The organism is Massilia sp., assembly GCF_031995545.1.
GTDB lineage: Bacteria > Pseudomonadota > Gammaproteobacteria > Burkholderiales > Burkholderiaceae_D > Telluria.
The window spans coordinates 133,954-147,331 of sequence record NZ_DAMAGA010000006.1; the positions used below are offsets into that span (position 1 = coordinate 133,954).

Consider the following 13,378-nt stretch of genomic DNA (forward strand, 5'->3'; position numbering starts at 1 on the left):
TGCCTGATGCACAGGGCCAGCGCCTTTCCCTCCACAGGCCGACACGGTCGAACTGACCGCCATATTCATCAGGTTGACCGCGGCATTCACATCACGGGTCGTGCTGCGTCCCGCAATCCTGGCACGTCCAGTGGCGTACACCCAGATCGAGTTGTACTAGCAGATAGCCGCAGCACGAACATGTCTTGCTGCTCGGATACCAGCGATTCACCACCACTACTAGTCTCCCGCGTTGCGCCGCCTTGTACGCCAGTTGGCGGCGCAACTCGCCAAAGCCCATGTCGGCGATGGCGCGTGACAGCCTGCGGTTGCCAAGCATGCCCTTGACGTTCAGGTCTTCGATGCCGATGGTATCGAAGTGGCGCGTGATGCTGCTGCTGAGCTTATGAAGGCTGTCGCGCCGGAGGTTGGCAATCCTGGCATGCAGCTTCGCCAGTACGATCTTCGCCCTGGCCCGGTTGCGTGAACCCTTGACCTTGCGCGATAAACCGCGTGACAGGCGCCGCATGCGTTCGAGCAAGGTGCGCAATGCCTTGGGTCCGGTCACCGTTTCACCTGTCGATAGCGTCGCCAGTGTTGTGACGCCGAAGTCCACGCCTACCGCTCCTTGGCTATCGGAATACGGCAGGATCGGATCTGCTGTGTCAACGGTGATGCTGGCATACCAACGATCTGCAATGCGTAAAATTGATGCGGAAACGATGCGCCCCGCAAAACGGAGCGATTCACGCATCCTGACCCATCCCAGCTTCGGAATACGGATACGATTGGCTTCGATGCGAAACTGATCGTTCGTTAATGTGAACCGGTCGTCACGTCCCTTGCGTCGAAAAGTCGGGTAGCGTGCTCGTCCTTCAAAGAAGTTCTGGAATGCTCGGCCCAATTGCATGATCGCCATTTGCGGTGCGTTCTTGCTTACTTCCAGCATCCAAGGGAAGCAATCACGCTTGATCGCATTCAGCTGGCGCCGAAGCGCTCCTTCGTTCGGAGTAGGTAGGCTGGGGTCGGCCTTGCACGCTGCATACCGCCGCCCCCACTCGGCCAGTGCCCAGTTATACGCGAATCGGGCCGTGCCCGCTGCGCGGGCGAGGTAGGTCGCCTGAACATTGTTTGGGACAAGCTGAATGCGATGGGCCAGGAACATGGCAGATACTCGATGGCTTAGTCCATCATGAAGACACGGCTCAAAATGCAGAAGCTGGTCTTTATCAGACTGGGCAAACGGCTCATGGTTCCCGCCGTAATGTAGCCAGATGCGCCTTGCATCCGGTACTGCGTCTTACGATGAACGTTCCGAAGTCATGACTCATGCCCGGCTCGACCATCGAGCGACATGCGCAGGTTCCAAAGGATGGTGGATTCAGCTGGTAGTCGATGGCTTGGCGGCGCGGCGGCAGCGTTCTGAACAGTATTTGACCTGGTCCCAGTCGCGTTCCCACTTCTTGCGCCAGCTGAACGGCAGGCCGCAGTGGGTGCAGATTTTGGATGGCAGTTCGGACTTTTTGCGCATTTTCATGCGATCGATTGTATATGCCGGCCGCGGCAGCCGTGCCATGGCCATGCGGCGCGAACGGTTACACTCGCCCCATCGAAACCGCTGTCGAGGCAAGGATGCGCTATATGGATTTCAGTTCGTGGCAAGGGGCGATGACGACGCTGATCGGTCTGGCCGTATTCACACTGCTCGGCGTGGGCATCCGCATGCTCATGATGCAGACCATCCAGCAACGGCGCGAGCGCATGAACCGCCAAATCAACGAGCGGCTGAAAACCCTGATCGCGGCGTATCGCACGCTGGGCGGATCGTTCACCGGGCGCCTGACGGTCGACCCGACCCACCTGCGCGACGTGCGCGAACGCGCGCAAGAAGCCACCGATGACATGGCGGCCGGCGACGGCATGGCCAGCACCGACCGTTCGCGCCGCATCCGCGATGCGGTCGAGGGCGCGCTGGCGGACATCCTGCTGCTCGGCACCGAAGAGCATTGCCGGCTGGCGGGGCAAGCCGCAGCCGACCTGGCGGCGGGGCGCCCGATCCATACCGCCGAGCTGGTCGTCAGCCTGCGCGGTTTCATCCGCGCCGCGCTCGACCTCGATCCGATGCCGGCCGAGGTCGTCATCCCGGCGCAGGGACCAACGCGCACCCAGGGCGGTGGCGCCGGACGCGGCCGGGGCGAGGGCGCCGCAGGCGGCAACAAGGGCGGTGGCGGCAATGCCGGCGGCAACGCGGATGGGGGCAGCACCGGCATGGGAATGGGAATGGGGATGGGACTTGGTCGCAGGGATGGCGACCACGCGGGGTGAGGTGGCAGCACGAAAAAGTAACGGGCGCCGGCTGGCGCCGGCGCCCGTCAGGCCGGACCACGGCATGCGCCATGGTCCGATCTCCCTGGCTCCATCAGCGCCGGCTTACCAGCCCAGGTCCTTCAGCAGCGGCAGCGTCAGGTCCTTCGGCGGCGATACGCTCAGGGTCAGGTCGTCGCTGATGTTCGGCTCCATCAGCAGGTTCGGCACCGCCGACACGTCCCAGTGCGATACCGACGAGCCGCCGATCAGCGGATTCGGCGTGTACAGCAGCGGGCGGCCGGCCAGGTCGGCGCCGGCCTTGCGGTTCGGATCGATCGCGAACGAAGCGGTGACGGCGCCCGGCTGGGTGCGCGAGCCGTACGCCTTCGCTGCCGCGACCGCGGCCTTGAGCCGCTCGCCGTCTTCCTGGAGAACGCCGACCGAAGGAATGGTCACGGTCGGATCGGCCCCGCCCGGCGCGAACGAGCCGGCCACATTATTGGCCAGCACGACACCGACTGCGCCGGCATTCTGCGCGTTCTTGACCTTCTCGGCGAAAGTGCAGCCGCCACGGTTGATGATCGGCACCTTGCCGCGCACGGCGGCCGCGTTGGCGGCGTCGAAAGGCGAGCAGCCAGGGCCGAGTTCACCGGCCTGGGCGGTGATGGTGGCCAGCACGCCCAGCTTGCCGCTGCGCGGCACCGCCGGGCCGAAGCTCGATGCGGTGTAGGGCGTGGTCGGTACCGCGCCGGCCGGGCTGGTCGCCTTCACCACCGGCAGCGGCGCGAGCGTGATCGCCGCGCCCGCGACCGCGTTCGGGCCGGTCCAGGCCAGCTGCAGCGGATTGATCGCGGACTGGCGGCGCTCGGTTGCCGTCATCTCGAGCCAGCTCTTGCGCGCCGTGTTGTCGTACATGAAGCCTTCCCAGATGCTCGGCAGGCCGGTCGGCGAGTAGGCGGTGGCGCTGGCATTGAGGCGGTAGCCGGTCGAGGTCTGGACGCTGACCACCGAGAAGCCCAGGCCGTGGCCGAGCTCGTGCAGCAGGGTGGCGGCGAAGTTCACCGCGTCGCCGGCATTGCCGTCCAGGCCGAGGTAGAAGCCGCTGCCGGCCAGGCAGTTCGGCTGGCCCAGGTTGATGTTGAACTGGGTCTTGATGTCGACGTTGCCGTAGCCGGTGCCGTCGTCCGGCTGGCCATTGCTCAGGTTTTCGCCGGCCAGCTTGTTGGCCAGCGCTTGCGGGTACCAGGTACCCGGCTTGCCGTTCTCGAAGTCGCGCCAGACGTTCCAGGCGGCGGCGCTGCCCAGGGTGGCCGAGGTGGCGGTGCAGGCCAGGGGCTCCCAGCCGGCCGAAACGACGATCTCGACATCGCTGTCCAGGTTCTTTTCCCAGATGTCGGCGACGTAGCGGTACACGTTCATGCGCTGCTCGCCCAGGGTGGTGCCGGTGTTGCCGCCCACCGGCGCCGCCGGGGTCGGATCGTTGAAGCCGAAGCCAGCCGGGTCGCGGCTCTGGATCTTGATGGCGGCGGCCTCGGCGGCGAGGCAGGTCAGGGCACAGGCGGCGGCAACCAGCGAACGTGCGGTACGCGAGAATTGTTGGGTGCGCATGGTTACTCCGTTTCAACCTTGTTGGTGTGGACGTGGCCGGTCGTAACGGCGGACTGGGCCGCGCCGTGCGAGTCGAAGCATTGGGTCTCGATGCTGCCGTCCGGCTTGCGCACGGCGACCGAGGAGCTTACGAACTCGTCGGTCAGGCGCGCGCCGCGGGCGCCGCTGGCGTGGAATTTCTGCTGGGTCGGCTTGGGCGCAACGCGCGCGCTGCGTTGCGTGCTGGCGGCCTGCGCCTGCAGTGCGGCCTGTTCGGCGGCGGTGGCGTGACGCAGCTTGCCGGTATCGGGGTCTCGCACCACGGTCAGCGATTCGGTCGACTGGATCGGCGCTTCCTGCGCCATCGCGGATTGGCCGGCAAGGCCGAGCAGGATCAGGGCAAGGCCGGCGCTGCGCAGCAGGCGCTGGCCGGATGGTTGTTTCTGGTTCATGACAATCTCCTGGGAAGGAAAGATGCGAACGCCGGTGCACCGGCGCCCGTGCTTGCGAAAACCTGCGCCGGTCTCAAGCGCGGCGGCGGCGTGCCGCCGCCAGGCCCAGTGCGCCCGCAGCCAGCACCAGCAGCGTCGCCGGTTCCGGGACTTCGTTGATCGACAGGCTGTCCACGCCGACGTAGTTGGCGAACTCGTAGGAGCCGGTGTACTGCAGCGCGAAGCGGGCCGTACCCTCGCTCTTGCCGATGTGGGCGACGTAGCGCGTCCAGCCACCGGTTGGCGCGGTGAAGGCCGGTTCCAGCACGAACGAGGTCAGCGCGGTGCTGCCGTTGCTGAAGCCGAACGCGATCTGGTCGCTGAAGCCGTCAGCGTCGGCCGCACGCAGCCAGAACGAAACGGTGGCGCCGAACGCGGTCGAAAATTCGGGCGTAATCAGCCAGCTGCTGATGATGCCACCTTCGCCGGTATTATTGTAGTTGGCCGCGGCGTAGCTTTCCGGCGCGCCTTGCTTGGCGGTGAATTGCGATTGGTCGCCCTGGAACCAGCCTTCGGTGAGGCCGCCAGGCGTGCTGGCATTGGTCAGGACCCAGCCTTTGCTTTCCAGGCTCGCTACGTTGTCGAAACCTTCCTTGACCAGAACACCGGCTTGCGCCGTCCCCACGGCGCTGCAAACGGCTAGTGCGACAAGTGCTTTTTTCATGTGATGCATCCCTCCGAGATTTGGACAAGGGAATGACGCTGGTACGGAAAACGGCAGCGCCACCCCGCGGTTGCGGCAGACCTGGGTCGACCCACGAGATGCTCTAATGCATTTACCGTGCCATCCGGCTAGGTGCTTGATTTCACAAAGAAATATTTCTAAATTAAAAAGAAATCAAGTAAAAATGTAAGTTTATCCGACACTTTTACTACAAATCATTACATTTGCACTGGATTCGTGCAAATATAACAATATTCTATTGCTATTAGATAATTCCGTTGGAAACCATGCACAGTCTCGTTGCATCCCGGTGACCGGAGCAGAAAATATGGCCGTTCAACGTTGGGTCTGGTCGGGCCTGGCGCTCAGCTGCTGCTGGGCCGCGAGGCGCTGCAGCGCGCCGGCGGTCGCAGCATCGATGCCGATCTCGCGCGCCACCGGTTCGGCCGCGCCGAGCGAGCGCGGATCGCGTCCGGTGACGTTGCCGAAGATGGTCAGCGCTTCCAGGTAATAGCCGTGCGCGCTGCCGTGATAGAAGTCGGGCGCCCACAGGTTGATGCGGCCGGCGTCGATGCCGTCGTAGGGATTGGCGTCGGCAGTGCCGGCGGCGATCGCCAGGTTCCACGCTTCGCCGACCGGGATCACGCTGTCGCGGCCCAGGCCATTGGCGGCGGCGGCGGCGTCGTAGCCGCGGCGCAGGTCGAGCGCCATCTTGTCGATCTGCGCCCCGGACCAGGCGCTGCCGGCCTTATAGGTGAGGTCGGCGCGCGACCAGGTCGAGACCAGGCGGATGTCCACCTTCGGATTCTGCTTGCGCAATTCCTGCGCCAGCAGGCCGGTGTACTTGATCAACAGGCCCGGGTCGCCCGGCCTGGCCGCATCGAGCGTGCTGTAGCTTTGCAGCAGCACCACGTCGAATGGCCGCGAGATGGTGGACAGCTTCTGATGGTAGTGCGCGTCGAGACCGGCGCCGCCGATGGTTTCCAGGCTCACGTCGTAGTCCAGGCCGGCCTGCACCGTCATGGCCTTGAACAGCGCCGGCACGCCGCCGATGCCGCTGCCGTTCAGGTCGGTGACAGTGGCGGGGCGGAACGACTGGACCAGCGGCGCGGCGCCGGACGGGCTGCCGAAGGTGAAGCTGTTGCCGATGAACAGGATGCGGGTGGCGCCCGACGGTTCGGAAGCCTGGTCGGTAGGGTGCGAGCAGCCCAGCGCCAGCGCTGCGAACAGGACCGCGCCGCTACGGCGCCAGGCGAAAGGAATAGGCATGAATGTTTTCTTTTCTCGAATAGGGCAACGCAGCGCAATGTTACTTCACCGGCCCCATCTGGTGTCGGCACTTTTTTGCCTGAAGTAACTTGGCCGTTGAAAAACGCATTAGTACAGCACAAACCGCCGCGCGATTGACGTGGCGGGCTTCACCGTGCGCGCCATGCGCGGCGCATGATGGAGTCCGCTGCCCGGAAGCCAATGGCAACGGGTCCACGAATTCAACCCTGCTCATGGAGACCTACATGCGATTCGCTCGAGTCAACGATGCGCCGGCCGACAACGCCACGTGGTGGCTGCCGCGGCTTTTGCTGCTGTCTGCAATGCTGCTGGCCTGCACCGCCACGGCGCAGCAGACGGCTGCCCCCGCCCATGCGGACGGCAGGCACGCCAGTGCACCTGCGAGCTATCGCGTGATCCACCTCGCCCCCGGCGCCATCGCCGCTTACCCCGACATCAACACCGGCGGACAGGTGGCCTTCACGATGGTGGCGGGCGAGCGCACCACGGCCTTCTTTTACGACGGCGCCACGGTGCGCAATATCGGCTCGCTCGGCGGTGCCCACGTGTATGCCAACGACCTCAATGACGCAGGGCAGATCGCCGGCACCTCGCTCGACGCCAACGGCATCGAGAGCGCCTTCGTCTGGAGCATCGCCGGCGGCATGCGCGACATCCACGTCCAGCTGGGCGGCGGCCGCTCGTACGCCCAGGCGATCAACAACCGCGGCGTCGTCACCGGCTCGTTCAACGACTCGGCGCGGCCGTTCCGCTGGAGCCGCGCCGGCGGCATGGAAGACCTGGGCGTCACGCCCGGCCTGCCGGAGCCGTCGTCCGGGATGCTCCTCAATGAGAACGGCATGATCGCGGGCCGGGTCACGCTCGAGGACCGCTATGGCGACTCCTACACCCGCGCCTTCGTCTGGACCCGGGCCGGCGGCCTGGTCGACATCGACACGCTCGGCAGCGTGGAGTCGACCCCGGTCGCGGTCGGCGTGGGCGGCGAAGTGGCGGGTAACCGCATGGCGTCGGCGGACGATGGCGGCGACCGGCCCTTCCTGTGGACGCGCGCCACCGGCATGGTGGACCTCGGCATCGGGCGCGGCAGCACGGCGTGGGTGAATGCGATGACGCCAGGCCTGCACATCGCCGGCGCCATCGGCTACCCCGACGGCCGCCAGCGTGCGATGTCGTGGACGCCGCAGGGCGGCATGCGCGAACTCGGCACGCTGGGCGGCCGGACTTCGGTCGCGCGCGCCGTCAACGCCAGGGGCCAGATCGTCGGCTTCGCCGAAGACAATGCCGGCGCCATGCGCGCCTTCGTCTGGAGCGCCGGCGCCGGGATGCGCGACTTGAACCGGCTGCTGCGCCGCGCCACGCCCGGACTGGTGCTGGAGCATGCGCTGGCGATCAATGACAGCGGCGCGATCGTGGCGAGCGCGAATACCGGGCTGGTGCTGCTGAAGCCGGATTGAAGGTGCCGGTACCGCCTGCACGGTGGCGGTTCCGCGGCCGCTTCGCATGAACTGGCGGCGTGCGGACGGATCATACTCAAACTCGCTCAGCGCGATTGTCCAGTGGTAAGCTAGTCATATTGCCACTTCATGCCTGAAGGGAGTTTTATGAAACCGCTGTTCTCCTCCGACGAGGAAGCGAACGCCGCATCCGCTCCGACTGCGACGCCTGCGCCTGCGCCGGCGTTTCCTCCGCTACTGGATCCTGCCGCCGAGTCGGGCGTGATACAGGGCGTGCTGCCGGCCCTGCGTCCCGAGGCGAACGTGGCGCCGCCGCCGGTGCGTGTCGATATCTCCGGCATCGACGACAAGGCGATCGAAGGACTCGGCGGCAATACCGGCGCCGGCGTGGCCAAGGTCTCGGCCAAGCTGCTCGGCACCGTGCGCGCGTCGGATGCGGACGTGTTCGGCACGCAGCTGAACGAATTGATCGCCACCTCGAAGGGCCTGGACCCGGCCAAGCTGCGTTCCGGCGGCCTGCTGTCGCGCGTGACGAACATGTTCGGCTCGGTCAAGGAGAAGATGCTGTCGCAGTACCAGGTGGTCGAGTCGCGCATGGACACGCTGGTGTCGGAAATGACGCGCCACGCCAACGTGCACCGCGCGCGCATCCAGGACTTCGACGAGATGTACAAGGGCCTGGAAGTCTATTACCAGGGCCTGGACGCCGACGTCAAAAAAGGCGAAGCCTGGGCCGAGAAACTGCGCCAGGCGGTCGCGCAGCAAGCCGCCCCGACCAACGCCTTCGAGGCCCAGCAGGCGACTGAGCTCAAGCGCCGCCTGGAGCGGCTCGAAAAGCGCATCGACGACCTGCGCCGCGCCATGCTGATGGCGACGCAGATGGTGCCGCAGATCCGCCTGTCGCAGGATAACGCCCGCGCGCTGACCGATACCTTCACCGACATCGTCAATGTCTCGATCCCGGCCTGGCGCAACGTGTTCTCGCTGTACCTGCTGCAGCTGGAAGCCAAGCAGAGCGCGGCGGTGGCGAATGCCGCCTACGACGCCACCGACGCGGCGTTCCGCACCCAGGCCGATATGCTGCTGGAAAATACCGAGACCGTGGCGCGTGCCAAGCAGCGCTCGCTGGTGAGCCTGGAAACGGCCCAGCACGTGCAGACCCAGCTGATCACCGCCTTCGACAAGCTCGAGCAGATCTCGAACGAAGGCCAGCAGCGCCGCAAGGACGAACTGCCGAAACTGCAGGAGCTCGAGCGCGAACTGATCGCGCGCTTCTCGCCGGCTGCGGTGTGACCACCGTAGCGAATCCCCCATTTTGACCACGAAAGGAACTCCATGTCGACGACGCTCGAAACCGGCCACCGCATCAATCTCGAGAAAACCGCACCGGGCTTGAAGCGCGTTCGTATCGGCCTCGGGTGGAAGGTCAACGCGCTCGAAGGCCAGGCCTTCGACCTCGATTCGTCGGTCTTCCTGTGCCGCAAGGACGCGAACGACGACCCGGTCATGATCAGCAACGCCCACTTCGTCTACTACAACCACACCACCTCGCCCGACGGCGCGGTGGTGCACTCGGGCGACAACCGTACCGGCGACAGGGATGGCGACGATGAAGTCATCACCGTCGACCTGGCACGGGTGGACGCGGCGGTGATGGAAATGCCGATCGTGGTCACCATCCACGAGGGCGAGGCGCGCAAGCAGAACTTCGGCCGCGTGTCCGGCGCCTACGTCAAGATCTACAACGACGAGACCGGCGAAGAGATCGCGCAGTACAACCTGACCGAGGACTATTCGGACAAGACCGCGCTGCAGTTCGGCTCGCTGTACCGGCGCGATGGCGAATGGCGTTTCCACGCCGTCGGCGCCGGCTTCAAGCTGAACCTGGCGACCTTTATCCGCAAGCTGGGCGGCACGGTCTGAAGATGAACGCAGCCTGGGTGCATCGTGTGCCGATGTGCGGGGCTGCCGGGTAAACGATGACCTACCAGAAGCCCAAGGCATTCGACTTCGGCGACGAGTCAACGCTTCCGGCCGCGCCGGCCGGCGAGCTGGCGGGTGATTCGGCCGCGCCGCAGGCCTTCGACTTCGGCAACGAAGAGGGCGCTGCTGCTGCGCCAGCCACTGCCGGTCCGCCACGGGCGCTGTCATTCGACGACATTCCGGCCGTGCCTGCGTCGTCGAGCCTGACTGCCAAACCCAGGACCAGAGCGCTGTTCGACAGCGAGGACCATCCGGCGGTACGCGACGCCCTGGCCATCGCCCATGCCGACCATCCGGCGCTGTTCGCGCACGCGGAACAGCGCCTGGCAGCCCTGTTCCGGCGCATCCTGCCGCTTAGGCTGTCGCTGGTGACGGAGTGGGCCGAAGAGCCATTGATGGAGCAGGCCGCGCTGCTCCAGCCCATCACCGAGCTGGTGCTGAAATTCACGCAGATCGGCGTGCCCGCGCTGCTCGAATCCGCGCTGGAAAGCACCAGGGCGCCGACCGGCGTGTTCGGCAAGCTGCTGCGCCGCCCGACCTCGCCGGCCTTGTTCCGGCCGGCGCTGACCTCGGCGCGCGAGCAGCTGGTGCAATTGATGGCCGACAGCGAAGTCGCCGTGCGCAACCTGGAAGCGTCGGCGCAGCACCTGGCCCTGCACGGCGCCGTGCTGGCCGTGGTGGCGCAACTGGCCGCCGGTTCGCCGGATGCCGCGCTGCTCGACGCGCTGGTGCAACGCCGCACGCTGATCCAGCAGGCGGTGCGCCAGGCCGAGCTGTCGATCCTGCAGATGGGACAGGCGCGCCAGGAAGCCGCCAGCCTGATCGGGCAGGTGTCGTCGTTCCTGACGGTGACCCTGCCGGCAATTGAGATGGCGCAGGCGCAGCGCGAATGAACCGGCCCGGCTGAACGAGAACGCCACCCGAAGGTGGCGTTGCGCTTGCTGCCGGATGTGTGCTGCGGCTTATTTGCTGTAGCGACGCTTCCTGACCGCATACAGCATGCCCAGGCCACCGAGCAGCATGGCGGCAGTGGCAGGCTCGGGTACCGGCGAAGGCTCGGGGCCGTCGTCCAGATCGGTCACGGTCAGGGTATAGGTGCCGCTGCCCTGAAATTCGGTCAGGTCGAACGTGCCGAGCATGAACATCGGCGAGGATTCGAGTCCGGTGTACAACTGTACGCCATCGGTGAGCAGCAAGGTAATGCCGCCGCCATAAAAATCGTAGATTTCCAGTCCACCGCCCAGATCGCCACTGAAGAAGGTCAGGTCGGCAACATTAAACGCCGAGCCCGGGAAATTCCCTTCGACGTCCATATAGAAGAGGCCGAGCCCGGTCTCGCCAACCAAGGGCACGGCGTTGGAATCCATTTGCCAGCTGGCGCTGTAATCCCCCGAGAGAGTAAATCCATACAAGCCTGCATTGGCCACGCTTGCCGTCAACATCAGCGCAGCCATGGCGGCGGTTCTCACACTTTTCATCAGATTCATCAAACGTTCCTGTCCAAGTGATAGGCCGATGATTCGGCCGTTAATGTACTTCAGCGATTTTCACGAACGATGCAGCAGAATGCACCCGGCGAATGACAGGCCTGGCGGAATGGATGAGTAGCATGAACCATGCCGGATTGAACTTAACTTATGGAATCAACGACTTGTAGTTGATTTGGCGATTAAACTTAATTTTTACGTAAAATATTTCGACAGAACTGGAAGTAAAAACGCCAACCATCATCGGTTGGCGTTTTTAAAAAAAACTGCAAATTGAAGCGGTATCTGAATACCGCTTCCGAATATCGAGCAGGCGGGTATTCTCAGCTCTTTTTCTGGGACGCGATCCAGCGATCGGTGGCCGCTTCCAGCACGTCGAGCGGCACCGCGCCATGCGACAGCACTTCGTTGTGGAAGGCGCGCAGATCAAAATCCTTGCCGAGGGTTTTCTCGGCGCGCGCACGCAGTTCGCGCAGCTTCAGTTCGCCGATCTTGTAGCTCAGCGCCTGGCCCGGGATCGCGATGTAGCGCTCGACTTCCTGCACCGCCGTCACCTCGTCCTGCGGCACGTTGTCCTTGAAGTAGGCGATCGCCTGCTCACGGGTCCACCCCTTCTCGTGCACGCCGGTATCGACCACCAGGCGCACGGCGCGCCAGATTTCCGCGGTCAGGCGGCCAACCCACTGCCAGTTGTCGTCGTACATGCCGATTTCCTGGCCCAGCATTTCGCTGTACAGGCCCCAGCCTTCCGAGAACGCGGTGGTGCCGCCGAAGCGGCGGAACGCCGGCAACCCCGTGGTTTCCTGCGCCAGGCTGCGCTCGAAGTGGTGGCCCGGAATCGCCTCGTGCAGGAAGAAGGCGTTGGTGGTGAAGCGCGTACGGGTTTCCGGTTTATAGGCGTTGAAGTAGAAGATGCCGGGACGCTTGCCGTCGACCGAGCCGCGCTGGTACGAGGCCGGCGCTGCGCTGACTTCGCGGAACGCTTCCACCGGGCGGATCTCGAACGGCGCTTTCGGGACGCGCGCGAACAGCTGGCCGACCTTGGATTCGACCTGCGGACGCAGCGCCTCGTAGGCGGCCAGGATTTCTTCGCGCGACTTGAAGCGCAGCTCGGGCGCGGTATTCAGGTGCTCGAAGAACTGCTTCAGCGTGCCCTGGAAGCCGACGCGCACCTTGGCTTCCTCGAACTGGGCGCGGATGCGCGCCACTTCCGAGAGGCCAATGTCGTGGATCTGGGCCGGCGTCAGGTCGGTAGTGGTCGACTGGCGCGCCAGGAAGGCATACCATTCGTGGCCGCCGGGCAGGGCGCCGATGCCGGCGGTGTCGCGCCCTGCCGGCAGGTAGGTGTCGGTCATGAAGGCCAGCAGCTTGCGGTTGGCCGGCGCCAGCTGCTCGCGCACCAGCTTGCCATACGCGTCAAGCAGGCGCGCCTTGTCGGCGGCGCTGAACGAGGCCGGGAATTTCCTGGTCGGACCCATGTAGGTGCTGGTCGCCAGGTCGTCGCTGCCGACGCTTTCCAGCTGCGGCAGCACGCGCTTGATGAGCGCCTTCGGCATCACCACGCCCTGCTTGATACCGGCGCGCATGTCGACGATCAGGTTGTCGACCGCCGGCGCATAGCCGGCGGCGCGCTTGAGCCAGTTGTCGTAATCCTGCACGGTCTGGAACGGCTGGGTCGACGCGCCCGAACCCAGCTGCGCCATCATCAGGTGCAGGCCCGAGAACTGGTCCACCGGCGCCAGGTGCGACGGGAAGCGCAGGCCGTCGAGCACCTGCTGCAGGCGATAGCGCAGCAGGTCATAGCTGATGCGGTCTTCCGGCGGCAGCGGCGACGGATCGAACTTGGCGGTCTGCGCCAGGTATTTCTCGGCCAGCGCGCGGTTCTGTGCACGGCCTTCGGCCGACGAGGTAACGCCGAAGCGGTCGTTGTAGCGCGCGTCGCCGTTGAAGGTCGCGGCGATCGGATTTTCGCGCAGGTAGTCTTCCCAGTAGTCGGCGTACAACTGGTTCATCTTTTCCGGCGTGGCAGGCGTCTTGACCTGGGCAACGGCGGGGAGGGCGGCGCACAGCAGGGTGCACAAAATCAGGGGCAGGGAGCGGGTCATGTGTTCTCTTGTTATATTCAAGGCGATGCAA

General features: G+C 65.0%; 13 protein-coding genes. 5 read left to right on the top strand and 8 right to left on the bottom strand.

All coding sequences use genetic code 11. The features are described from left to right. Positions 1-91 precede the first annotated feature (91 nt). Both RTQ83_RS07060 and RTQ83_RS07065 read right to left on the bottom strand, forming a co-directional pair. A complete protein-coding gene (locus RTQ83_RS07060; RefSeq protein WP_312512604.1) occupies positions 92-1,144 on the bottom strand; it encodes an RNA-guided endonuclease TnpB family protein in 1,053 nt (350 codons plus the stop codon). A 216-nt stretch (positions 1,145-1,360) separates the two neighbouring features. Next, the gene (locus tag RTQ83_RS07065; RefSeq protein ID WP_312512607.1) at positions 1,361-1,516 is read right to left on the bottom strand and encodes a DUF2256 domain-containing protein; all 156 of its coding nucleotides are present in this window, start codon (positions 1,514-1,516) and stop codon (positions 1,361-1,363) included. A 95-nt stretch (positions 1,517-1,611) separates the two neighbouring features. Here RTQ83_RS07065 and RTQ83_RS07070 point away from each other — a divergent pair, with 95 nt between their 5' ends. Beyond that, on the top strand, positions 1,612-2,304 hold the full coding sequence (locus RTQ83_RS07070; protein ID WP_312512609.1) for a hypothetical protein: 693 nt from the start codon (positions 1,612-1,614) through the stop codon (positions 2,302-2,304). 105 nt (positions 2,305-2,409) lie between these two features. Here RTQ83_RS07070 and RTQ83_RS07075 read toward each other — a convergent pair whose 3' ends face one another. From RTQ83_RS07075 to RTQ83_RS07090, 4 genes are all read right to left on the bottom strand, one after another. Further along, positions 2,410-3,894, bottom strand: a complete 1,485-nt coding sequence (locus RTQ83_RS07075) for a PA domain-containing protein (RefSeq protein ID WP_312512612.1) — start codon at positions 3,892-3,894, stop codon at positions 2,410-2,412. A gap of 2 nt (positions 3,895-3,896) precedes the next feature. Next, entirely contained in the window at positions 3,897-4,325 is a 429-nt protein-coding gene (locus RTQ83_RS07080; protein ID WP_312512615.1) for a post-PEP-CTERM-1 domain-containing protein, read from the bottom strand. Positions 4,326-4,398: 73 nt separating this feature from the next. Beyond that, positions 4,399-5,028, bottom strand: coding sequence for a choice-of-anchor J family PEP-CTERM protein (locus RTQ83_RS07085; protein ID WP_312512617.1), 630 nt, complete (start codon positions 5,026-5,028; stop codon positions 4,399-4,401). A gap of 336 nt (positions 5,029-5,364) precedes the next feature. Beyond that, complete coding sequence (locus tag RTQ83_RS07090) at positions 5,365-6,297, bottom strand: PEP-CTERM sorting domain-containing protein (RefSeq protein WP_312512619.1); 933 nt, start codon at positions 6,295-6,297, stop codon at positions 5,365-5,367. A 245-nt stretch (positions 6,298-6,542) separates the two neighbouring features. On the opposite strand from RTQ83_RS07090, the gene RTQ83_RS07095 reads away from it, so the two are divergent. The 4 genes from RTQ83_RS07095 to RTQ83_RS07110 all read left to right on the top strand — a co-directional run bounded on the left by RTQ83_RS07095 (position 6,543) and on the right by RTQ83_RS07110 (position 10,648). Continuing rightward, entirely contained in the window at positions 6,543-7,772 is a 1,230-nt protein-coding gene (locus RTQ83_RS07095; RefSeq protein ID WP_312512621.1) for a hypothetical protein, read from the top strand. 147 nt (positions 7,773-7,919) lie between these two features. Beyond that, entirely contained in the window at positions 7,920-9,065 is a 1,146-nt protein-coding gene (locus RTQ83_RS07100; RefSeq protein WP_312512623.1) for a toxic anion resistance protein, read from the top strand. Between the two features lie 42 nt (positions 9,066-9,107). Then, on the top strand, positions 9,108-9,695 hold the full coding sequence (locus tag RTQ83_RS07105; protein ID WP_312512625.1) for a TerD family protein: 588 nt from the start codon (positions 9,108-9,110) through the stop codon (positions 9,693-9,695). 56 nt (positions 9,696-9,751) lie between these two features. Then, positions 9,752-10,648: a hypothetical protein gene (locus RTQ83_RS07110; protein WP_312512627.1), complete on the top strand. Its 897-nt coding sequence runs from the start codon at positions 9,752-9,754 to the stop codon at positions 10,646-10,648. A gap of 69 nt (positions 10,649-10,717) precedes the next feature. On the opposite strand, the gene RTQ83_RS07115 is transcribed toward RTQ83_RS07110, so the two are convergent. Then, a complete protein-coding gene (locus RTQ83_RS07115) occupies positions 10,718-11,242 on the bottom strand; it encodes a PEP-CTERM sorting domain-containing protein (RefSeq protein ID WP_312512629.1) in 525 nt (174 codons plus the stop codon). A gap of 323 nt (positions 11,243-11,565) precedes the next feature. Next, a complete protein-coding gene (locus RTQ83_RS07120) occupies positions 11,566-13,347 on the bottom strand; it encodes a DUF885 domain-containing protein (RefSeq protein WP_312512631.1) in 1,782 nt (593 codons plus the stop codon). Between the last annotated feature and the right edge of the window lie 31 nt (positions 13,348-13,378).